The sequence below is a fragment of the Geodermatophilus maliterrae genome (assembly GCF_041018925.1).
Lineage (GTDB): Bacteria > Actinomycetota > Actinomycetes > Mycobacteriales > Geodermatophilaceae > Geodermatophilus > Geodermatophilus maliterrae.
The window spans coordinates 1-21433 of sequence record NZ_JBFNXQ010000032.1; the positions used below are offsets into that span (position 1 = coordinate 1).

22 protein-coding genes are annotated in these 21433 nt (G+C 75.8%); 15 read left to right on the forward strand and 7 right to left on the reverse strand.

Annotated features, from left to right (window positions below; translation table 11 throughout):
* Positions 1-94: 94 nt before the first annotated feature.
* Entirely contained in the window at positions 95-1030 is a 936-nt protein-coding gene (miaA, locus tag ABQ292_RS11790; RefSeq protein ID WP_369206477.1) for a tRNA (adenosine(37)-N6)-dimethylallyltransferase MiaA, read from the forward strand.
* Positions 1027-1932: a diaminopimelate epimerase gene (gene dapF, locus ABQ292_RS11795; RefSeq protein ID WP_369206479.1), complete on the forward strand. Its 906-nt coding sequence runs from the start codon at positions 1027-1029 to the stop codon at positions 1930-1932. The genes miaA and dapF overlap by 4 nt, the downstream gene beginning before the upstream one ends.
* A 7-nt stretch (positions 1933-1939) precedes the next feature.
* Here the strand turns inward: dapF and ABQ292_RS11800 are convergent, their stop codons facing one another.
* Positions 1940-2143, reverse strand: a complete 204-nt coding sequence (locus tag ABQ292_RS11800) for a hypothetical protein (protein WP_369206481.1) — start codon at positions 2141-2143, stop codon at positions 1940-1942.
* 177 nt (positions 2144-2320) lie between these two features.
* Here ABQ292_RS11800 and hflX point away from each other — a divergent pair, with 177 nt between their 5' ends.
* The 3 genes from hflX to ABQ292_RS11815 all read left to right on the forward strand — a co-directional run bounded on the left by hflX (position 2321) and on the right by ABQ292_RS11815 (position 5759).
* Positions 2321-3799 carry a GTPase HflX gene (gene hflX / locus ABQ292_RS11805; RefSeq protein ID WP_369206483.1) on the forward strand — a complete coding sequence of 493 codons (1479 nt, stop codon included), beginning with the start codon at positions 2321-2323 and terminating at the stop codon, positions 3797-3799.
* 114 nt (positions 3800-3913) lie between these two features.
* Entirely contained in the window at positions 3914-4669 is a 756-nt protein-coding gene (locus ABQ292_RS11810; protein ID WP_369206485.1) for a phosphatase PAP2 family protein, read from the forward strand.
* Positions 4635-5759 carry a hypothetical protein gene (locus tag ABQ292_RS11815; protein WP_369206487.1) on the forward strand — a complete coding sequence of 375 codons (1125 nt, stop codon included), beginning with the start codon at positions 4635-4637 and terminating at the stop codon, positions 5757-5759. Before ABQ292_RS11810 ends, ABQ292_RS11815 begins: the two co-directional genes overlap by 35 nt.
* A 45-nt stretch (positions 5760-5804) precedes the next feature.
* On the opposite strand, the gene lexA is transcribed toward ABQ292_RS11815, so the two are convergent.
* Positions 5805-6599: a transcriptional repressor LexA gene (lexA, locus tag ABQ292_RS11820; protein WP_438940586.1), complete on the reverse strand. Its 795-nt coding sequence runs from the start codon at positions 6597-6599 to the stop codon at positions 5805-5807.
* A 299-nt stretch (positions 6600-6898) separates the two neighbouring features.
* Between lexA and ABQ292_RS11825 the strand changes: the two genes are divergently transcribed.
* The 4 genes from ABQ292_RS11825 to ABQ292_RS11840 all read left to right on the forward strand — a co-directional run bounded on the left by ABQ292_RS11825 (position 6899) and on the right by ABQ292_RS11840 (position 12360).
* Positions 6899-7525, forward strand: coding sequence for a LysM peptidoglycan-binding domain-containing protein (locus ABQ292_RS11825; RefSeq protein WP_369206489.1), 627 nt, complete (start codon positions 6899-6901; stop codon positions 7523-7525).
* Positions 7526-7715: 190 nt separating this feature from the next.
* Positions 7716-8354, forward strand: coding sequence for a hypothetical protein (locus ABQ292_RS11830; protein WP_369206491.1), 639 nt, complete (start codon positions 7716-7718; stop codon positions 8352-8354).
* A 445-nt stretch (positions 8355-8799) separates the two neighbouring features.
* The gene (gene nrdR / locus ABQ292_RS11835) at positions 8800-9354 is read left to right on the forward strand and encodes a transcriptional regulator NrdR (RefSeq protein WP_369206493.1); all 555 of its coding nucleotides are present in this window, start codon (positions 8800-8802) and stop codon (positions 9352-9354) included.
* 129 nt (positions 9355-9483) lie between these two features.
* Complete coding sequence (locus tag ABQ292_RS11840; RefSeq protein WP_369206495.1) at positions 9484-12360, forward strand: vitamin B12-dependent ribonucleotide reductase; 2877 nt, start codon at positions 9484-9486, stop codon at positions 12358-12360.
* 139 nt (positions 12361-12499) lie between these two features.
* Here ABQ292_RS11840 and ABQ292_RS11845 read toward each other — a convergent pair whose 3' ends face one another.
* Both ABQ292_RS11845 and ABQ292_RS11850 read right to left on the reverse strand, forming a co-directional pair.
* Positions 12500-12796, reverse strand: coding sequence for a DUF1905 domain-containing protein (locus ABQ292_RS11845; RefSeq protein WP_369206497.1), 297 nt, complete (start codon positions 12794-12796; stop codon positions 12500-12502).
* 27 nt (positions 12797-12823) lie between these two features.
* A complete protein-coding gene (locus ABQ292_RS11850) occupies positions 12824-13210 on the reverse strand; it encodes a DUF1761 domain-containing protein (RefSeq protein ID WP_369206500.1) in 387 nt (128 codons plus the stop codon).
* Positions 13211-13281: 71 nt separating this feature from the next.
* Between ABQ292_RS11850 and ABQ292_RS11855 the strand changes: the two genes are divergently transcribed.
* The 3 genes from ABQ292_RS11855 (at position 13282) to ABQ292_RS11865 (ending at position 15719) form a co-directional block, all read left to right on the forward strand.
* The gene (locus ABQ292_RS11855; protein ID WP_369206502.1) at positions 13282-13935 is read left to right on the forward strand and encodes a TetR/AcrR family transcriptional regulator; all 654 of its coding nucleotides are present in this window, start codon (positions 13282-13284) and stop codon (positions 13933-13935) included.
* 38 nt (positions 13936-13973) lie between these two features.
* Positions 13974-14951: an NAD-dependent epimerase/dehydratase family protein gene (locus tag ABQ292_RS11860; RefSeq protein ID WP_369206504.1), complete on the forward strand. Its 978-nt coding sequence runs from the start codon at positions 13974-13976 to the stop codon at positions 14949-14951.
* A 63-nt stretch (positions 14952-15014) separates the two neighbouring features.
* On the forward strand, positions 15015-15719 hold the full coding sequence (locus ABQ292_RS11865) for an MBL fold metallo-hydrolase (RefSeq protein ID WP_369206506.1): 705 nt from the start codon (positions 15015-15017) through the stop codon (positions 15717-15719).
* Between the two features lie 103 nt (positions 15720-15822).
* Here the strand turns inward: ABQ292_RS11865 and ABQ292_RS11870 are convergent, their stop codons facing one another.
* Both ABQ292_RS11870 and pdxR read right to left on the reverse strand, forming a co-directional pair.
* Positions 15823-16155, reverse strand: coding sequence for a hypothetical protein (locus ABQ292_RS11870; RefSeq protein WP_369206508.1), 333 nt, complete (start codon positions 16153-16155; stop codon positions 15823-15825).
* A 31-nt stretch (positions 16156-16186) separates the two neighbouring features.
* On the reverse strand, positions 16187-17608 hold the full coding sequence (pdxR, locus tag ABQ292_RS11875) for a MocR-like pyridoxine biosynthesis transcription factor PdxR (protein WP_369206510.1): 1422 nt from the start codon (positions 17606-17608) through the stop codon (positions 16187-16189).
* Positions 17609-17689: 81 nt separating this feature from the next.
* On the opposite strand from pdxR, the gene ABQ292_RS11880 reads away from it, so the two are divergent.
* The 3 genes from ABQ292_RS11880 (at position 17690) to ABQ292_RS11890 (ending at position 20532) form a co-directional block, all read left to right on the forward strand.
* Positions 17690-18622, forward strand: a complete 933-nt coding sequence (locus ABQ292_RS11880) for a DMT family transporter (protein ID WP_369206512.1) — start codon at positions 17690-17692, stop codon at positions 18620-18622.
* Positions 18577-19248, forward strand: a complete 672-nt coding sequence (locus ABQ292_RS11885; RefSeq protein ID WP_369206514.1) for an HAD family hydrolase — start codon at positions 18577-18579, stop codon at positions 19246-19248. The genes ABQ292_RS11880 and ABQ292_RS11885 overlap by 46 nt, the downstream gene beginning before the upstream one ends.
* Positions 19249-19311: 63 nt before the next feature.
* Entirely contained in the window at positions 19312-20532 is a 1221-nt protein-coding gene (locus ABQ292_RS11890) for an MFS transporter (protein WP_369206516.1), read from the forward strand.
* Here the strand turns inward: ABQ292_RS11890 and ABQ292_RS11895 are convergent.
* Positions 20499-21422 (reverse strand): ketopantoate reductase family protein, encoded by a 924-nt coding sequence (locus tag ABQ292_RS11895; RefSeq protein WP_369206518.1) that lies wholly within the window; start codon positions 21420-21422, stop codon positions 20499-20501. The two genes, ABQ292_RS11890 and ABQ292_RS11895, sit on opposite strands and share 34 nt — an antisense overlap.
* Between the last annotated feature and the right edge of the window lie 11 nt (positions 21423-21433).

Genomic DNA, 21433 nt, shown 5'->3' on the forward strand with positions numbered 1-21433 from the left:
GGGCCTTGCTGGCCGGCCGCGAGGTGGGCGCCCGCCTGCTCGCCGACGAGGCGCCGTACGGGGTCGGCTACCTGGTGGCCGCCTGGGCGGCCCGGTGAGCGCTGCGGACGACGGGCGCCCGCCCGTGGTCGCCGTCGTCGGGCCCACCGCCACCGGGAAGACGGCGCTCGCGGTCGCGCTGGCCCGGCGGCTCGGCGGCGAGGTGGTCAACGCCGACTCCATGCAGCTCTACCGCGGGATGGACGTCGGCACCGCCAAGCCCGACGCGGCCGAGCGGCAGGGCGTGCCGCACCACCTGCTCGACGTCTGGCACGTCCGCGAGGCCGCCTCGGTGGCCGAGTACCGGCGCCTGGCGCGCGCCGAGGTCGACCGGCTGCGCGCGGCCGGCGTGCTGCCCCTGCTGGTCGGCGGGTCGGGCCTGTACGTGCGCGCCGTCCTCGACGACCTCGACTTCCCGGGCACCGACCCGGCGGTGCGGGCCCGGCTGGAGGGCGAGCTGGCCGACGCCGGCCCGGCCGCGCTGCACGCCCGGCTGGCCGCCGTCGACCCGGCTGCTGCCGCCGCCGTCCTGCCCAGCAACGGACGGCGGATCGTGCGCGCGCTGGAGGTCGTCGAGCTGACCGGCGGCCCGTTCCGGGCGACGCTGCCCGAGCCGCGGCCGCACTACCCGGCCGTCGTCGTCGGCCTGGACCGGGAGCCGGCCGAGCTCGACGCCCGGGTGGCCGAGCGGGTGGACCGGATGTGGGCCGCCGGCCTCGTCGCCGAGGTCGAGGCGCTGGCCGCCGACGGGCTGCGGGAGGGGCTGACCGCCTCCCGCGCGCTCGGCTACGCGCAGGTGCTCGCCCAGCTGGACGGCGTGCTGACGCCGGAGGAGGCGCGGGAGCGGACGGTCACCGCGACGCGGCGGTTCGTCCGGCGGCAGCGGTCGTGGTTCCGCCGTGACGCGGCCACCACCTGGTTCGACGCCGCCCGTCCCGACCTCGCCGACGCCGTCGGGGCGCTGGTCGCCGGCCGTACGATCGGGCGGTGAGCGACCGGTTCCTCCTCGGGCACGGCACCGAGAACGACTTCGTCGTCCTGCCCGACCCCGACGGGGACCGCTGGCCCGAGGACCGCCTCGACGCCGCGCTGGTCGCCCGCCTGTGCGAGCGCCGCTCCGGCCTCGGCGGCGACGGCGTCCTGCGGGTGGTGCGCAGCCGGCACGTCCCCGACACGCCCGCCGTCCTGGGCGCGGACCTCGAGCGCTGCGAGTGGTTCATGGACCACCGCAACGCCGACGGCTCGTACGCCGAGATGTGCGGCAACGGCGTCCGGCTGTTCCTGCACGTGCTCGTCGGCGAGGGGCTGCTCGACCGGTCCGCCTGCGCCGACGGCGTGCTGGTCGGCACCCGCGGCGGGCCGCGCCGGGTGGGCGCGGGGCCCGACGGCACCTACTGGGTCGACATGGGCCCGGCCCGGCCCTTCGGCCGCGGCGAGGCGACCGTGGCGGGGCGGGCGTTCCCCGGGCAGGCGGTCTCGATGGGCAACCCGCACCTGGTCTGCCTCACCGACGCCGACCTCGACGCGCTCGACCTCACCGTCCGGCCCGGCGTCGACCCGGGGCTGTTCCCTGAGGGGGTCAACGTCGAGTTCGTGCGGGTGCTGGCGGCCGATGTGGAGGGCGCCGACGCGCACGTGCGGCTGCGGGTGCACGAGCGCGGCGTGGGGGAGACCCGCTCCTGCGGCACCGGCGCGTGCGCCACCGCCTACGCCGCGCTGGCCCACGCCCGGCCGGCCGCGGAGTCCGGCGACGACGCGGTGCGCGGCACGGTCGTCGTCGACGTCCCCGGCGGCCGGCTGTCGGTCGACGTCTCCGCGGAGACGACGGTGTTGCGCGGCCCCGCCGTCGTGGTGGCCACCGGCGAGCTGACGCGGGAGTGGCTGGACGACTGACGCCCGGCTAGGGGTTGTCGGGGGTGTCGGCGCGGGTCTCCGGCTCGTCGGTCGGCGCCTCCGGCTTGTCCCCGGGACCCACGTTGCCGGTGCCGCGCGGCTCGCCGGCCCCGGTGTCCTGGTCCGCGCCGCCGAAGGGGTTGCGCGGGACCTCGAGGCCCACGGGGTCGCGGCCCGGGTCGTCGGTACCGGCGTCGTCGCTCGTGCTCACGGTTCCTCCTCTGGGCGGGTCGGTCGCTCCCGGCCCTACCCGGCTCCCACCGGGATGTGAACGCGGGGATGCGAACGCCGGGATGCAAACGCCGTCCGCCGGTGTTGTACCCCGCGTATGACGACTGCACGGGTAAGTGAGATGACCGGGGACGGCGCGCGTGTCACGCTGGACCCGATGACGACCGCACAGAACCGCGCCGTGCTCGCGGACGCACAGGACCGAGCCGAGCGAGCAGAGGGTGATCCCCGGCCCGCACCGGCCGGCCAGTGGGACGACGACGACTCGACCGGCTCCTACGACCTCGAGGCCCGCGGCGCGCTGCGACGCGTGGCCGGGCTGTCCACCGAGCTCGCCGACATCAGCGAGGTCGAGTACCGGCAGCTGCGCCTCGAACGGGTCGTGCTGGTCGGCGTCTGGACCGAGGGCACGCAGGTCGACGCCGACCGGTCGCTGGCCGAGCTCGCCGCGCTGGCGGAGACGGCCGGCTCCGAGGTGCTCGAGGCGGTCACCCAGCGGCGCGACAAGCCCGACGCGGGCACCTACGTGGGCTCGGGCAAGGCGGCCGAGATCCGCGACATCGTGGCCGCCAGCGGTGCGGACACGGTGATCTGCGACGGCGAGCTGACCCCCGGCCAGCTCAACGCGCTGGAGAAGATCCTCAAGGTCAAGGTGGTCGACCGGACCGCCCTGATCCTCGACATCTTCGCCCAGCACGCCACCAGCCGGGAGGGCAAGGCCCAGGTCGAGCTGGCCCAGATGCAGTACATGCTGCCGCGGCTGCGCGGCTGGGGTGAGTCGCTGTCCCGGCAGGCCGGTGGCCGCGTCGCCGGCGGTGGCGGCATCGGTACGCGCGGTCCCGGTGAGACCAAGATCGAGACCGACCGGCGCCGCATCCGGTCGCGGGTGAGCAAGCTGCGCCGCGAGATCGCCGGCATGGCCACCGCCCGCGCCACCCAGCGCTCGGGCCGCGACCGCAACTCCGTCCCCGGTGTGGCGATCGCCGGGTACACCAACGCCGGTAAGTCCAGCCTGCTCAACCGGCTGACCGGCGCCGGCGTGCTGGTGGAGGACGCGCTGTTCGCCACCCTCGACCCGACGGTGCGCCGTGCCCAGTCGCCCGACGGCCGCGAGTACACGCTCACCGACACCGTCGGCTTCGTGCGGCACCTGCCGCACCAGCTGGTCGACGCGTTCCGGTCGACGCTCGAGGAGGTGGCCGGCGCCGACCTGCTGCTGCACGTCGTCGACGGCTCCGACCCCGACCCGCTCGGCCAGATCGACGCGGTGCGCGTCGTCCTCCAGGAGATCGACGCGGCGGCGGTGCCCGAGCTGATCGTCGTCAACAAGGTCGACGCCATGACCGAGGACGACGTGCTGACGCTGCGCCGCGCGCTGCCCGGTGCGGTGTGGGTCTCGGCCCGCACCGGCGAGGGCATCGAGCGGCTGCGGGAGATCGTCGCCACCCGCCTGCCGCACCCGGACGTCGAGGTCGAGGTCCTCGTCCCCTACGACCGCGGTGACCTGGTGGCCCGTGTGCACCGGGACGGTGAGGTGCTCAGCGAGCAGCACGAGGTGACCGGGACGCGGATGTCCGCCCGGGTCGACGGCGGCCTGGCCGCCACCCTGGAGCGGTTCGCCGCACCCGTCGGCTGACCGACTCCCTCCGCACCCGCCGCCCGGGTGCCCGGCTCCCCGCCGGGCACCCGGGCGGCTCGCCGTCGGCCGCTCCGAGGTCACGGGCCGGTCACGGGCCGGTACCGTGACCGCGTGACCAGCGGCGTGGCGCGACGCCCGGCCGGCGCGCCGTCCGGCGACGGGCCGGGTGAGCACGCGACCGCGTCCGGGCGCGTCACGGCCGGCCGGCCGCAGTGGTGGCTGCTGCTGGGTGCCCTCGTCGTGGCCGTCGCCGTCACGGCCGACCTGCTCACCCGCGGCTACCTCGAGCGGGTGGACCTGCAGGTCTCCGAGGTGGTCAGCGGCTGGGACCTGCGGGACTCACCGGCCTACCGGCCGGTCTGGGTGGTCACCCAGATCGGGGGCCGCGGCACCATCCTGGCCGTGCTGGCCGTCCTGGTCGGCTGGCTGTGCGTGCGGCAGCGGACGCTGCTCCCGCTCGTGCGTGTCCTCGCCGCGTTGGTGCTGCTGACGGTCGTCGTCTACGCCGTCAAGTTCGGCACCGGGCGCACCGCGCCGGCCTACCCCGGGTCGTTCTTCCACCGAGACGGGGCCTCCTACCCCTCCGGGCACGTGGCCAACGCCGTGCTCATGTGGGGTGTGGCCCGGTGGCAGGCGGTCGAGTACCGGCTCCGGCCGTGGCTGCAGCGCACGCTGTGGTGGCTCAGCGTCGTGGGGCCGGTGGCCACCGGCGTGGCCATGGTGTCGCTGGACTTCCACTGGGTCACCGACGCGGTGGTCGGCGCGGCCGTGGGCCTGCTCCTGCTGGGCGTGGTTCACGCACTCGACGCATCCGTGCTGTCACGCTGGGCGAGTGCCCGAGCCGGCCGTCCACCCGCGCAGCCCTGACGCGGGCCGCCGGCCCGTCCCCGGCCGCCGGGGTCCCCGCCCGATCCGTGCGGCCGCGCTCGCCGGCCCGGTGCTCGCCCTGACGCTGGGAGCCGCGCCGCCCGCCGGCGCCGAGGAGCCGGCCACCCCGTCGACCCGCTGTCAGGTGGGCGACCCGCGGCTGGCGGAGCTCTCCGGCCTGGTCGACGTCGGCGACCGCATGCTGGCGATGGTCGACGGCGGCGATCAGGTGACCGTGTACGTGCTGGACGGCACCTGCCAGGTCGTCGACGTTGTCACCGCCCCGCTGGACCCCTACGACCCCGAGGACCTCGCCGTCGGCGCCGACGGCACCGTCTGGCTGGCCGACACCGGGGACAACAACGCCACCCGGGCGACCGTCGCGCTCCTCGCCCTGCGCCCCGACGGGACGACGGCGCTGTACCGGATGACCTACCCCGACGGCCCGCACGACGCCGAGGCGCTGCTGCTGGCCCCCGACGGCACGCCGTACGTGGTGACCAAGGAGGTGCTCGGTGCCAGCCACGTCTACCGGCCGGCGACGGCGCTGGTCGACGGCGGGACGGTCGGACTGGCCGACGTCGGCACGGTGACCTTCACGCTGACCGGTACGCCCGGGGGCCCGGTGGGGCGCGCGGGCCAGCTGCTGGTGACCGGCGGGGCGGTCGCCCGCGACGGCAGCCGGATCGCGCTGCGGACCTACACCGACGCCTACGTGTGGCCGCTGGCCGGCGCCGACGTCCCCGGCGCGCTGGCCGGCGAGCCGGTGCGCGTCGCGCTGCCGGGCGCGCCGCAGGGCGAGGCGGTCAGCTTCACCGCGGACGGCAGTGCCCTGCTCGTCGCCGGCGAGGGCGTCCCCGGCGACGTCACGCTGGTCCCCGTCCCCGCCGCCACGGCGCCGTCGTCGACGGCGCCTCCCGCCGACCCGTCCCTGCCGGGGTTGCTCTCCGACGGGAGCGGCGGTGTCCCGCCCGTCACCGCCGGGCTGGTCGCCGCTGCCGTGGCGACGGCGCTGGTCTGGATCGGTGGGCGGCTGCTCCGGCGGCGCCCCGCGGCCGGCGACGCGCCCGGGCCGCCCCGGAACGGCTGACGGCCGCCCCGCGAGCGCGGGACGGCCGTCGGGCCGGAGCAGCGGTCAGACGCGGCGCAGCACCGTCACGACGCGGCCGAGGACGGTCGCCTCGTCGCCCGGGATCGGCTCGTAGGCGGGGTTGTGCGGCAGCAGCCACACGTGCCCGTCGCGACGCTTGTAGGTCTTCACCGTGGCCTCGCCGTCGAGCATCGCGGCGACGATCTCGCCGTTCTCCGCGGTGGGCTGCTGGCGCACGACCACCCAGTCGCCGTCGCAGATGGCCGCGTCGACCATCGAGTCGCCGGCGACGCGCAGCATGAACAGCGTGCCCTCGCCGACCAGCTCGCGGGGGAGCGGGAAGACGTCCTCGACCGCCTGCTCGGCGAGCACCGGGCCACCGGCGGCGATCCGGCCGACCAGCGGCACGTAGGTGGGTGCGCCGGCGTCGGCCGTGGCAGCCGGAGCCGCGGGTGCGCCGGTCTCGGCGGGCGTCTCGCCGGGGAGCCGGACGTCGAGCGCCCGGGGGCGGTTGGGGTCGCGCCGCAGCCAGCCCTTCTTCTGCAGCACCGAGAGCTGGTGGGCGACCGACGACGCCGAGGACAGGCCGACGGCCTCGCCGATCTCGCGCACCGAGGGCGGGTAGCCACGGCGCTCGATCGAGTCGCGGATGACCTTGAGCACCCTGCGCTGCCGCTGGGTCAGGCCGTCGCCGGCCTCCGTGCGGTCGGGGAAGGTCCGCACCGCGCCGGCCTGGTCGGCCGCGTCCGGGGTCTCCGTCGCCGCGCCGGCCTTCGCGCCGCGCCGGGTCGCCGTCCCACCGGTGCGCGTGCGCTGGCCGGTCCCGCTCGTGCCCGCCACGTCTCCTCCTCGCCGACTGTGCCGCCACAGCCCTCGTGTCCTGCCCTCCGCCCGCGGTGCCCCGGTCCGGCTGCCGATCCCGTGCGGGACCCGCGGCGGGCCGTGACCCCCACGACGCCCGGGGGCGACGGCGGACGGGTGCTGAACGGACGGTAGCGCCTCGGCGCCGGTACTTCAAACGTGTGTTCGAAACCGCGTGACGTGTCGGGTCGCCCCTATCGGGAGCGTGCGGTAGGAATCGTACGGGCGTTCGATCGAACACCTGTTCGACCGGGTGGGCTCGACGAGGAGGAGTGGTCATGGGGAGCGTGCGGCAGGACGTGCTGCAGTTCGACGCGACGGTCCGGGTCCCGTGGCGGCCGTTGCTCGGATCGGGGGCCGGTGGGGGTGCGGCGGCTCCCGGTCGCTCGGCCTGGCCGGCGGTGCGGGCCGCCCTGCCGGGCTCCGGACCGCGGGTCACCGGGCACCTGCGGCCCGTCCCCGACCGGCCGGCCGTCCCCGGGGGGCGCACCGGCGGGGCCGGTCCGGCCGTCGAGGCGCCGCCCACCCGCCGCGACCCGGCCCGCCCGAGTGGGCGGCCGCTCCGCTCCAGGACCGCCACCGGCCCGGTCCGGGGCGGGTGCGCGCCGTCGCCGGCCCCTGCGCGGCTGACCCGTCGGGGGCGGCGCCTCCTCGCCGCGCTCACCCTGGGCGGGGCCGTCGCCCTGGGCTCGTGGATCTCGCCCCTGCTGCCCGGCGGCGACGGCGGGCTGCGGCTGGCGGGGGAGAGCAGCGTCGTGGTCGAGCCGGGCGACACGGTGTGGTCGATCGCAGGCGAGCTCGCCGGGGACGGGCAGGACGTGCGGGTCGTGGTCGACGCCATCGAGGAGCTCAACGACCTCGAGGACTCGGCGGTCGTGCCCGGCCAGGTCCTCCAGCTGCCGTGAGCGCCGCGCCGACCCCGGGTGTCGCGTCGACCGTGGGCGCCGCGTCGACCCTCGTGGAGGCACGCGGCGTGCGCGCGGTGCCCCGGCCCCGTCCCGGCAGACTTGGACGAGGCTGCCGCGTCCGGTTCGTCAACCCTCCGCGCGAGGTCGCTCACGGATGGGAGCCGGTCCGGCACCTACGGTCGAGGGCGTGTCAGCAGCCGTGAACAGCCGGGCCGCAGTCGCCTTCCGCTCGCCGCAGGACGTCGAGGTCTGCCTGGACGGCACGTGGGCGCCCGGCGCCATGCTGGGCTGGCGGCACGACGAGACCGGTGGTTGCCAGGCGCAGGTCCGGTGGCAGGACGGAGCCGAGGGGGAGTCCACCTGGGTCGACCTCGCGGCCGTGCGGCTGCCCGAGCGGCACCTCGCCCTCGCCTCCGCCGAGGCGCCGGCCGTCGTGGCGTCGGCCGTCGTGGCGGCGGCCGGCGCCGGCGGTGGCGGGCAGGGTCCGGCGTCCCGACCCGACGCGACCGTGGTCATGACCGCGGTGGCGTCGGCCCGCCGCGCGTTCCGCGCCGTCCGCCGGCACGGCGCCGACGGCACCGCCGAGCAGCCCGCCGTGGGGTCCGCCGGCGCCGGGCGGCACCGCGCGCCCGCGGACGCCGGCCGCCACCGCGCCCTCACCGCCGAGATGCCCGCGATCGCCCTCGGCGCGCCCGCCCACGTCTCCGCCGCTGCTGCTCCCGGCGGCGCTGCCGGTGAGCCGGACCTGCTGACCCGCCCGATCCGTCTCGACGACCTCGCGTCGCACCCGCGTGGCGGCCGTCCCGCCGTCCGCCCCACCGTCTGAGTGGTCCCGGGGACTCCTACGGAGTCCGCCCGTCGGTGACCCTGTCGGCGTCCGTCCGGCGTCCGCCCGGCCGTCCCTTACCCCTGCCCCGGCCCTCTCCGCGCGTCGACACGCGCGGCGTCCCGGCGTGTCGTGTGACGGGTGGGAAGCGTGCTCGCACCTGGTCACCGGTGGGTCACGACCGCATCTCGGCGGAAGAGACACGCCCGCATCCGGCTTGCAGATGTAGTGGGGCCCGGCCTAGGGTTCCCCTACATCTAGTAGTTGCACCGCTGGGAGTTCTCCACAGGTCCGTCCTCAGGACTTCCCCCGGGCATCCACCGGATGTCCCCAACGGGGTCCACAGACGGACCCCCGGGGCGATCAGCGGCCGCCGGCACCGGCCGCCCGGGACCGGTCACCGGTCACGGGCGACCAACCGGTCGCGGAGGGGAGGTGAACCGCAGTGCGCTGCCCGTTCTGCCACAACCCCGACAGCCGGGTGATCGACTCGCGCGAGGCCGACGAGGGGGCCACCACCCGCCGCCGCCGCTCGTGCCCGGCCTGCGGTCGCCGCTTCACCACCGTGGAGGAGGCGGTCCTCGCCGTCGTCAAGCGCAGCGGCGTCAGCGAGCCGTTCAACCGGGCCAAGGTCGTCGCCGGCGTCCGCCGGGCCTGCCAGGGCCGGCCGGTCGACGAGGACCAGCTGCAGCAGCTCGCCCAGCAGGTGGAGGACGCCATCCGCGCCAGCGGGGCGGCCGAGGTCCCCAGTCACGAGGTGGGGCTGGCGATCCTGCGGCCGCTGCGGGAGCTCGACGAGGTGGCCTACCTCCGCTTCGCCAGTGTCTACCGGGCCTTCACCTCCCTCGAGGACTTCGAGAAGGCGATCACCGAGCTGCGGGCCCGCCACCTCGCCGGCGGCAACCCGCCGCTGCCCGGGATGCAGCTCGACCCGCCGGCGCCCCGGCGCCGCGGCGGCGGGCGCGCGCAGCCCGCGGCCGACCGCACGCCGTCCCCCTGACCGCCGTCCCCTGACCGACCCCGTCCCGACCCGCCGGCAGCGCCGCCGGCACGCAGAAACGTCAGTACCGACCGATAGAACGGTGGCGGCTCTTCCCCAGCCGCCGACCACCACACGAGGGAGAGCTCCGTGACCGAGACCGAGGACCGCTTGTCAGGCCGCACGCGTCGCGCCACCGCCAAGGCGCCGACCCGGGGGAAGGGCCTGAAGGTCAAGCGCGTCTACACCACCGCCGGGGTGCACCCCTACGACGAGGTGACCTGGGAGCGGCGCGACGTCGTCATGACCAACTGGCGTGACGGCTCGGTCAACTTCGAGCAGCGTGGCGTGGAGTTCCCCGCCGAGTGGAGCATCAACGCCACCAACATCGTCACCACCAAGTACTTCCGCGGCGCCGTCGGCACCCCGCAGCGCGAGACGAGCCTGCGCCAGCTCATCGACCGGGTGGTGCTCACCTACGGTGCGGCCGGCCGCGAGCACGGCTACTTCGCCAGCGAGGGCGACGCCGAGATCTTCGAGCACGAGCTCACCTGGATGCTGCTGCACCAGGTGTTCAGCTTCAACAGCCCCGTGTGGTTCAACGTCGGCACCAGCGCCCCGCAGCAGGTCAGCGCCTGCTTCATCCTCGCCGTCGACGACACGATGGACTCGATCCTCAACTGGTACCGCGAGGAGGGGCTGATCTTCAAGGGCGGCTCCGGTGCCGGCCTGAACCTCTCCCGCATCCGCTCGTCCAAGGAGCTGCTGTCCTCCGGCGGCACCGCCTCGGGCCCGGTCAGCTTCATGCGCGGCGCCGACGCCTCCGCCGGGACGATCAAGTCCGGTGGCGCCACCCGCCGTGCGGCCAAGATGGTCGTCCTCGACATCGACCACCCCGACATCGAGGAGTTCATCGAGACCAAGGCGCGCGAGGAGGACAAGATCCGCGCGCTGCGCGACGCCGGGTACGACATGGACCTCGGCGGGCGGGACATCACCAGCGTCCAGTACCAGAACGCCAACAACTCCGTCCGCGTCTCCGACGAGTTCATGCGCGCGGTGGAGGACGGCACCGACTTCGGCCTGCGCGGCCGCATGGACGGCTCGGTGATCGAGACCGTCGACGCCAAGGACCTGTTCCGCAAGGTCACCAAGGCCGCCTGGGAGTGCGCCGACCCCGGCATCCAGTACGACGACACGATCAACGACTGGCACACCAACCCCGAGACCGGGCGGATCAACGCGTCCAACCCGTGCTCGGAGTACATGAGCCTGGACAACAGCTCGTGCAACCTGGCGTCGCTGAACCTCATGAAGTTCCTGAAGGACGACGGGACCTTCGACGCCAAGACCTTCGTCAAGGCCGTCGAGCTCGTCATCACGGCGATGGACGTCTCGATCTGCTTCGCCGACTTCCCGACCGAGCCGATCGGTGAGACCACCCGCGCCTACCGGCAGCTGGGCATCGGCTACGCCAACCTCGGCGCGCTGCTCATGGCCACCGGCCACGCCTACGACTCGCGCGGCGGTCAGACGCTCGCCGCGGCGATCACCTCGCTGATGACCGGCACCGCCTACCGGCGCTCGGCCGAGCTCGCCGGCATCGTCGGCGCCTACGAGGGCTTCGCCCGCAACGCCGACGCCCACGCCCGGGTCATGCGCAAGCACGCCGCGGCCAACGACGCCATCCGCCCGGTCGGCGCCGACGACGCCGACGTGCTGCGGGTCGCCACCGCCCAGTGGCAGGAGTGCCTGGAGATCGGCGCCGACAACGGCTGGCGCAACGCGCAGGCCTCGGTGCTGGCCCCCACCGGGACCATCGGATTCATGATGGACTGCGACACGACCGGCATCGAGCCGGACTTCTCGCTGGTCAAGTACAAGAAGCTGGTCGGCGGCGGGTCCATGCAGATCGTCAACCAGACGGTCCCGCGGGCGCTGAAGAGCCTCGGCTACCAGGACGAGCAGGTCGAGGCGATCGTCGAGTTCATCGCCGAGCACGGCCACGTCGTCGACGCCCCGAGCCTGCGCCCGGAGCACTACGAGGTCTTCGACTGCGCGATGGGCGAGCGGGCCATCTCCCCGATGGGCCACGTCCGGATGATGGCCGCGGTGCAGCCGTTCATCTCCGGCGCCATCAGCAAGACGGTCAACATGCCGGAGACGGCGACCGTCGAGGACGTCGAGAACATCTACTTCCAGGGCTGGAAGCTCGGCCTCAAGGCGCTGGCGATCTACCGCGACAACTGCAAGGTCGGCCAGCCGCTGTCCGACGCGAAGGCGAAGAAGAAGGCCACGGACTCGGTCGAGACGCCGGCCCCGGTCACCACGACGTCGCACCCGGTCCGCCGCCGGCTGCCCAAGAAGCGGCAGAGCATGACGACGTCGTTCAGCGTCGCCGGTGCCGAGGGCTACATGACCGCTGGGATGTACGAGGACGGCAGCCTCGGCGAGGTGTTCCTCAAGCTCGGCAAGCAGGGCTCGACCCTGGCCGGTGTCATGGACGCCTTCTCGATCGGCATCTCGATCGCGCTGCAGCACGGTGTGCCGCTGGAGACCTACATCCAGAAGTTCACCAACATGCGCTTCGAGCCGGCCGGCATGACCGACGACCCGGACATCCGGATCGCCCAGTCGGTGATGGACTACATCTTCCGTCGCCTGGCGCTGGACCACCTGCCGGTCGACACCCGCGCCACCCTCGGCATCTTCACCGCCGAGGAGCGCGCGGCGCAGGTGTCGGGCTACGACACCTCCGCGTCGACGGCCGCCGTCGTCGAGGAGGAGGAGGTCGACGTCGAGGCGCTGCGCAGCTCGGTGCCGACCGAGGGCGACATCAAGGGCGTGGCCAAACCCGAGGTCGCCGACAAGCCGGTCAAGGAGGCCCACTCCTCGGCGGAGCTGTTCGAGCTGGTCACCGGGACCGCCACCGACGCGCCGCTGTGCATGACCTGCGGCACGAAGATGCGGCCGGCCGGCAGCTGCTACGTCTGCGAGGGCTGCGGCTCCACCAGCGGCTGCAGCTGAGCCGATGACGCGTCGGACGGGTCCCGGCTGACCGGGACCCGCTCGACGTGAGACGTGCCAGTGGCGGAGTGGGGGAGTCCCCCGCTCCGCCACTGGCGTTCCCGGGGTCGACCGGCCAGCCGTCCCGGTCGCCGCGGTGTCAGCTGAGCCGCTCGGTCAGCTGCACCGTGACGGTGTCGCCGGCGCCCTTGCCGATCGCCCGGCGGAGCTTGGCCGCGACCGGGAGCTTGTGGGTGCCGTCGCCGAGGGCCATGAACGAGCTGGTGAACGGCTCGCCGTCGACGGTGCCGGACACCTTGACCAGGCCCCGGGTGCCGAAGTAGTCGGCGGAGTCCTCGAGCACGACGTAGGTCCAGCCGCCCTTCGCGTCGCTCTGCTGCAGGACTGCGGTGAACCGGCGGTCGATCGGGCCGGCGGAGCGAGCTGCGGTGGTCATGACAGGTCCCTTCTGCGGTGGCGGTCGTCAGTGCAGTGCGCCGAGGACGGCGCCGATCAGCAGGAGCTTGAGCAGCCAGTCACCGGCGTGCAGCGCCGCGGTGACCGGCGGCGCGCCCTCCCAGGTGACGGAGCCGGTCAGCAGGACGACGGGGAACCCGATCCAGGTAACCAGGGCGAGCAGGGCAGCCCCCGGCAGGGTGAACAGGTCCGCGCTCGCGGCGATCCAGGCGAAGACGCTCGCCACCACCGCAGTGCGCAGGAGCTCCGCCGCGACCTGCCACGGACCCGGGCGTCCGCGGTCCAGCGCCCGGTCACCCAGCGCACGGCGCTCCAGTGGGGTGGCCACGCCGTAGTAGACGGAACTGAGCACGAACGCCGCCACGGACGCGACGGCCACTGCGAGTGCGGTCACGAGGACCTCCTTTTAGTACGTGCCAGTACGCTACTGCCATCGGTGCGTACTGTCCAGTACTGTTTCCGGGCATGGCCGAGGCGGTGGCAGCGAAGCGCGGGCGCCCGGGCGGCAGCACGGGCAGCGACCTGGTGGCGATCGCCCGGCAGGTGTTCCTCGCCCAGGGCTTCGCCGGCGCGACCATGGACGCGGTCGCGGCCGGGGCGCGCATCTCGAAGCAGACCCTCTACCGGCAGTACGCCTCCAAGGACGCGCTGTTCGCCGCCGTGGTCCGCGACTGGGTCGACCGGGGCCATGATGCGATGCGTCCGCACACGCGGGCGTTGCTCGCGGCGCCGGACCTGCGGGAGGGGCTGCTCCGGTTGGCCCGCGTCCTGCAGGCCGGCGTCCTGAGCACGCCCGTGCTGCAGATGCGGACGCTGGTCGCGGCCGAGGCGGAGCGGTTCCCCGAGGTGGCGGCGGACTACGTCGCACGCAGCTGGGACCGCAACCAGCGCCTCCTCGCGGAGGCGCTGGCCGAGCTCGCCGCGCGGGGGCAGCTGGACGTCGACGACGCCGGCATCGCCGCGGAGCAGTTCACCTGGCTGGCCCTCGCCGCGCCCCTGAACCGGCTCACGCTCCAGGCGGGCGCGCAGCCCTCCGTCGACCAGGACCTGGAGGTGATCGCGACGGAGGCGGTCACCACCTTCCTGAGCCGCTTCGGGCCCGCCGCCACGGCCGACTGACCTCCGTCCCGCCGTCGGCCCCGTGTCAGGGTGGCGGGGTGCGGATCCTGGTCACCGGCAGCTCGGGACACCTCGGCGAGGCGCTCGTGCGGGAGCTGCGCGCCGCGGGTGAGGACGTCGTGGGGCTCGACGTGCTCCCGTCGGAGTGGACGGACGTCCTCGCCTCGGTCACCGACCGGGCCGCCGTCCGCGAGGCGCTGGCCGGTGCCGACGCCGTCCTGCACACCGCGACGCTGCACAAGCCGCACGTCGGCTCGCACGACCGGCAGGCCTTCGTCGACACGAACGTGACCGGCACGCTGATCGTCCTGGAGGAGGCCGTGGCCGCCGGCGTCGGCCGGTTCGTGTACACGAGCACGACCAGCGCGTTCGGGCGCGCGCTGGTCCCCGCACCCGGGGAGCCGGCCGCATGGATCACCGAGGCGGTGCCCCCGCGGGTGCGGAACGTCTACGGCGTCACCAAGGTCGCCGCCGAGGACCTCTGCGAGCTCGTCGCCCGCGACACGGGGCTCCCGGTGATCGTCCTGCGCACCTCCCGGTTCTTCCCCGAGGGCGACGACGCCGACGACGTCCGCACCGCCTACGCCGACGACAACGCCAAGGTCAACGAGCTGCTGTACCGGCGCGTGGACATCGCCGACGTCGTCTCGGCCCACCGCGCCGCCCTGGCCCGTGCGCCGGAACTCGGCTTCGGCCGCTACGTCGTCAGCGCCACCACGCCGTTCCGGCAGGACGACCTCGCCGAGCTGCGCACCGACGCCCCGGCCGTCGTCGCCCGGCTGTTCCCGGACTCCGTCGAGCTCTACCGGCAGCTCGGCTGGCGCGTGTTCCCGGGCATCGACCGGGTGTACGTCAACGACGCGGCCCGCGCCGACCTCGGCTGGACGCCCCGCTACGACTTCCGCACGGCGCTGGACCTCCTGGCCCAAGGCCGGCCGCCGCGCAGCGACCTGGCCGTCGCGGTCGGCGCCAAGGGCTACCACCCGGTCACGACCGGGCCGTACACGAGACGCTGACGGTGCTGTCCTCCCTCAGCTGAACGGCCCCCGGGTGCCGCCGCGGCCGCCTAGCGTCCGGGCATGGACGTCGTCGAGGTCGTTCCGGGCCTGCACCTGTTGCCGCTGGGCATCGCCAACGCCTACCTGTGGCACGGCGGGGACGGCGTCACGCTGGTCGACACCGGCCCGCCCGGCAGTGGTCCCGCGGTCGTCGCCGCCCTGGACCACCTGGGCCTGCGCCGGCGCGACCTCCGCCGGATCGTGCTGACCCACTTCCACGACGACCACGCCGGCGCGGCGGCCGAGCTGGCGTCCTGGGCGAGTGCGCCCGTGGTCGCCGGGCGCGGCGACGCGGCATTCGTGCGTGGCGACGTCCCCGGCCCGCTGCCCTCCTTCACCGAGGCCGAGCGCGCGCTGCACGCGGTCGTCGCCGCCGACCTGCGACCCGCTGCCGCCTCCCCGGTGGACCAGGAGGTCGACGACGGGCAGGTCCTGGGGGCGGTCGGTGAGGCCGTGGTGCTCGCCGTGCCGGGTCACACACCGGGCAGCATCGCCCTGCACCTCCCTCGGCACGGCGTGCTCATCACCGGGGACACCGTCGCCGAGCACGAGGGGCGGGCGATCCTCGGTCCGTTCAACGCCGACCGCGCCGGCGCGTGGGCCTCCCTGCAGCGGCTCGCCGGGCTGGACGTCGACGTCGCCTGCCCCGGCCACGGCCGGCCGATCACGAGTGCAGCCGCGGCCGCCCTGCGCCGGGCCACCGACCCGTTCGGCAGCGCTCCGTAGGGCACGGGCCTGCTGCCGATGCCGCTCGGCGAGCAGGCGGGACGTCCACGTCGGTGAGGAACGCCGTCTCCCGCTGCGCCTCGTCGGCCGGGGTCGCCCGCGGTCACGCAGGAGCGCTGAACAGGACCGCGATGGGGCCGATGGCCTCCGGGGCGCCGGCGGGGGCGCGCACCGTCAGCACCGCCCGACCCGCCTCCTCCGTCACGTCCCACGTCACGAACGCGCAGCAGGTCGCCTCGGCGGCGGCGAGGCTCCGGAGCTCCTCCGTCACCCCGGGCCCGCCGGGGTAGCTGACCCGCAGCTCGCCGTCGGCCACGTGGACCGCCGGGACGGCGGTGCGGTGCAGCGCCTCCCAGCGCGACAGCCGGTCGCGCCCGTCCTCGGGTCCCAGGGTGCACGCCAGGGGGAGGACCGTCCTCGGGCTCGTCTCGGGCACGCCCGCAGTCGACGCCGCGCACGCCCCGCTGTCAACGGGCCAGCGCGGCGCCGAGCCGCCGCACCGCGTCGGTGAGGCGGTCCGGGGTGTGGGCGGCGTAGCCGAGGACGAGGCCGGGCGGGCCGGGCCGTTGCCGGTGCCAGGACAGCGGGTGCACCAGGACGCCGACGTCGCAGGCCCGGGCCGCCAGGTCGACGTCGTCCCCGGCCGCGGCGGGCAGGGTGAGCAGCAGGTGCAGGCCGGCGGCCGCGCCCTCCACGCGCGCGGCGGGCAGGTGCTCGCGGACGGCGGCCACCACGGCGTCGCGCCGGTCACGCTGCCGGGCGCGGACCTGGCGCAGGTGCCGGTCGTAGGCCCCGCTCGCCAGCAGCTCGGCCAGCACCAGCTGCGGCAGCACGGGGCTGCCGAGGTCGTTGGCGTGCTTGGCGGCGACCACCTCGGCCAGCAGGGAGGCCGGCGGCACCAGCCACCCCAGCCGCATGCCCGGCGCCAGCGTCTTGGACGTGCTGCCGGTGTGCGCGACCAGGTCCGGGGCGCCGGCCTGCAGGGCCGGGACCGGCGCGCGGTCGTAGCGGTGCTCGGCGTCGTAGTCGTCCTCGACGACGAGGCCGTCCGCCGCCCGGGCCCACGCCAGGACCTCGCGCCGTCGCCCGGGGGCGAGGACCACGCCGGTGGGGAACTGGTGCGCCGGGGTGAGCACCGCCGCCCGGGCGCCCGTCGCGGCCAGCTCGGCCACCCGGACGCCGTCCTCGTCGACCGGGACGGGCAGCACGTCCAGTCCCCAGTACCCGATCGCGTCGCGGGCGCCGCGCGACCCCGGGTCCTCCACGGCGACGGTGGTCTCGCCGCGGGCGCGCAGGACCTGGGCCAGCAGCGCCAGCGACTGGGCGACGCCCGCGACGACGACGATCCCCTCCGCGGGGACGCGCAGTCCGCGGGTGCGGGCCAGCCAGGTCGCGAGCTCGCCGCGCAGCCGGGCACTGCCGCGGGGGTCGCCGTAGCCGAGGTCGGCCGCGGCGGCGTGCGCGAGGACGGCGCGCTCGGCCCGGAGCCACACCGAGCGCGGGAATGCCGACAGGTCCGGCACCCCGGGGGAGAGGTCGACGTCGACACCGGCGGGCGGCCGGGCCGGGAGGAGGGGGACGGCGACGTCCGCGGACCCGGCCGGCACGACGGCGGCCGGGGCGGGGGGTGCGGCGACGACGGTGCCCGAGCCGGTCCGGCTGACGACGACGCCCTCGTCGGCCAGGCGCTGGTAGGCCTCCACGACGACGCCGCGCGACACGCCGAGGTCGCGGGCGAGCGTCCGCGTCGGTGGCAGCGCGGAGCCGGGACCCAGGCGCCCGTCCGCGACGGCGGCCCGGACCTCGGCGACCAGCCACGCGATCAGCCCGCGCGGCGGAGCGGCTGCCCGGTGCAGCTGGAGGAAGTCCGTCCCGTTCGTCGACCGCACCGGCGCCCCCTCCCATTGGTCCACCTGCCGACGTCTCGATCGGCCCTGCCCGCCGGACCATTGACCGCCCAGGCTGGCCGGGTGGTCAAGCGGTGGTGGGCGGCGCTGCCGGGAGCGGTGGCGATGGGGTTCGTCGGCGGCAGCGTCGCGGTGTCCGGGCTGCTGTCGCCGGCGGAGCTGTTCACGGCACAGGCCGTGCGCTACGCCGTCGCCTGCGCGCTGCTCGTGGGCCTCGCCCGCCTCGCCGGGCGGCGGCTGGTGCGTCCCCGGGGAGCCGAGTGGGCGTGGCTGCTGGGGGTGGCCGGAGCGGGCCTCGTGGTGTTCAACGTGGCGCTCGTGCACGGCGCCGGTCACGCCGAGCCCGCGGTGCTCGGCGTGGCCGTCGCCTGCGTGCCCGTGGTGCTGGCCGCGGGCGGGGCGGCGCTGGAGCGGCGACGTCCCTCCCCGTCGCTGCTGACCGCCGGCGTCGTCGTGACCTGCGGCGCGGTGCTGGTGCAGGGCCTCGGGCGCGCCGATGCGGCGGGCATCGGTTGGGCGCTGGTCGTGCTCGCCGGCGAGGCGGGGTTCACGCTGCTCGCCGTCCCGGTGCTGGGCCGGCACGGGCCGTGGGGTGTGTCGGCGTGGAGCACCGGCATCGCGTCCGGTGTCTTCGCCGTCCTCGCGCTCGTCGTCGAGGGCCCCGCGGCGGGAGCCGGCCTCGGCCCTCGGGACCTGTGGGCCGCCGCCTACCTGGCGGTCGCCGTCACCGCCGTCGCCTTCGTGCTCTGGTACTCCACCGTGACCCGCCTCGGTGCCGGCCGGGCCGGGCTGCTGACCGGCATCGCGCCCGTGGCGGCGGCCGGGACCGGCGTCCTCCTGGGCGGCGCCGTCCCCGCGCCGCCGGTGTGGGCCGGCGTCGCCCTCGTCGCCGCCGGCCTCGTCCTCGGCCTGACCCAGGGGGACCGGCGCCGCCCGCTACGTTCGCGGGCATGGTCACAAGGGGCGTCCTCTTCGACTGGCGGGGCACGCTGGTGACCTGCCTGACCGAGCGCGAGTGGGTCCGGGAGGCGCTGACCCTCGCCGGCCGGACGGCGGCCCCCGCCGACGTCGAGCGGGTCGTGGCGGCCGTCGCGGCGGCCGACGGGCCCGGGGACCGCCTCGACGCGCCCGGCGTGGACAGCGACCCGGTCCTGCACCGCCGGGTGTACCTCGACGTCTTCGCCGACGCCGGCCTCGACGACGCGCTCGCGCAGGCGCTGTACGCCGTCGAGTCCGACCTGCGGCACAACCCGTTCGCCGACGACGTCGCCGCGACCCTGGCCGCGCTGCACGCCCGGCGCGTGCGGGTCGCGGTCGTGAGCGACGTCCACGTCGACGTGCGCCCGGCGTTCGACGCCGCGGGGCTCACCCGGTTCGTCGACGTCTTCACGCTGTCCTGCGAGACGGGCGTGCAGAAGCCGGACCCGGCGGTGTTCACACGGACCCTGGAGGCCCTCGGCGTCGCCGCTGCCGAGGCGCTCATGGTCGGCGACCGATCCGGGCCCGACGGCGGAGCGGTGGAGCAGGGCATCGCGACCCTCCTGCTGCCCCCACTGCGGCACGTCACCGAGCGCCGCCTGCACCGGGTGCTCGCCCTCTCCGACGCGGCGCCGCCGCCCTGAGCGGGAGGCGGTAGCCCGGCGGTCCGTACCGTGCGGGGCGCCCCCGCGACGCAGAGGAGTGCCGTGCTGCCCACCGACACCGCTGCCACCGTCCGGGTCCGGCGGGCCCGGACCGCCGTGGCGGTCGCCTTCGTCGTCAACGGGTTCGCGTTCGCGTCGTGGATCTCCCGCGTCCCGGCCGCCCGCGACACCCTGTCGCTGTCGGCGGCCGAGCTCGGTCTGCTGCTGCTGTGCGTGGCGGTGGGGTCGACGGTGGCGCTGCCGGCCACCGGCCCGGTCGTGCACCGCATCGGCCCGGCCCGCGGCGTGCTGGCCGGTGCCGCCGTCGCGACGACCGGCCTGCTCCTGCTCGGCGCGGGCCTCGGCTGGGCGTCGGTCCCGCTGGCCGGCGCGGGGCTGGCGCTGATCGGGGTCGGTGTCGGCGGCTGGGACGTCGCCATGAACATCGAGGGCGCCGCCGTCGAGCAGCGGCTCGGCCGGCCGCTGATGCCCCGCCTGCACGCCGGCTTCAGCCTCGGCACCGTCGCCGGCGCGCTGATCGGCGCGGCGGCCGCGGCACTGGCGTTCCCCGTGGCGGCCCACTTCGTGCTCATCGCGGTGCTCTCGTTCGGCACGGTGGCCCTCGCCGTCCGCTCCTTCCTGCCCGCCGACCCGGAGCAGGCGGCGGCCGCCCGCCAGGCGGGCTCCGGCGTCGGCCGGGCCTGGCGCGAGCCGCGCACCCTGCTCGTCGGCGTGCTGACACTGGCGTTCGCGTTCACCGAGGGCAGCGCCAACGACTGGCTCGCCGTCGCGCTCGTCGACGGGCAGGGCGTCTCGGAGGCCACCGCCGCCGTCGGCTTCGCCTCCTTCGTCGCCGCCATGACCGCCGTCCGGCTGCTGGGCGGCACGCTGCTGCAGCGGTGGGGGCGGGTGGCCACCCTGCGGGCCGGCGGCGCGACCGCCCTCCTCGGGCTGCTGCTCTTCGTCACCGCGCCGTCGCTGCCCCTGGCGATCGCCGGTGCGGTGCTGTGGGGTGCCGGCGCCGCCCTCGGCTTCCCGGTGGGCATGAGCGCGGCCGCCGACGACCCGGTGCGGGCGGCGGCGAGGGTGTCGGTGGTCAGCTCGATCGCCTACACGGCGTTCCTCGCCGGGCCGCCGCTCATCGGCCTCGTCGCCGAGGTCGTCGGCGTGGTGGACGCGCTCCTCGTGGTGCTCGTCGTCCTGGTCGCGGGTCTGCTGGCCGCCGGGGCCACCCGGCCGCCGGCGACCGGTCAGTCGGTCGCGGCGCGCAGTTCGGCGACGTAGCGGGCGGTCACCGGCACGGCGATCCCGTGGCGGTCGGCGGCGCGGACGACGGCTCCGCCGATGGCGTCGAGCTCGGTCGGCCGGCCCGCGGCGGCGTCGCGCTGCATGGACGAGCGCATGCCCTCGGGGACGCTGTCGAAGAAGGCCACGACCATGTCGGTGTCGACCGGTACGCCTTCCGCGCGGGCCACCGACGCGACCTCGTGCACCAGGGCGAGCAGGTCCTCCCGCCGCTCCTCGCGCACCCGGCCGACGGGCGCCCGTGCCGACGTCGTGAGCAGGGCGAACGGCGCGAGGAAGGCGAGCTTGCCCCACAGTACGGCCGCTTCGTCGTTGGTGGTCCGCACCGTCACGCCGGCCCGCTCCAGGACCCCGGCCAGTCGGACCACGCGCTCCTGGAGCCCGGCGGCGGGGGCCAGGTCGATGGTGACGAACGGGCTGTCGTGGCGCACCACGCCGGGCTCGACGCGGGTGCTCTCGACGCGGATCGCGGCCGGGACGACGGCGGCGTGCGGACGGCGGCGCCGCAGCTCGGCGACGTGCTCGATCCCGTTGAGCAGCGGGACCACCAGCGCGTCGCCGAGCACGTCGGCCGGCACCCGCTCCAGGGCGGCGTCCAGGTGCGTGGCCTTGACGCAGACCAGGCAGACGTCGACCGGCGCGGTCAGCTGCTCGGCGGCCTCCACCCGCGTGGTGACGACGCCGAGCAGCCGGCTCTCCACCCGCAGCCCGTGGGTGCGGAGCACCTCGACGGTCCGCGCGCCGGCCAGGCAGGTCACGCTCGCCCCGGCCTGGGTCAGCAGCGCGGCCAGCAGGCCGCCGACCCCGCCCGGGCCGAGCACCGCCACGCGCAGGGCGTCGGACGGGTCCCGAGCCGGTTCACCGCTCATGCCCGCTCATG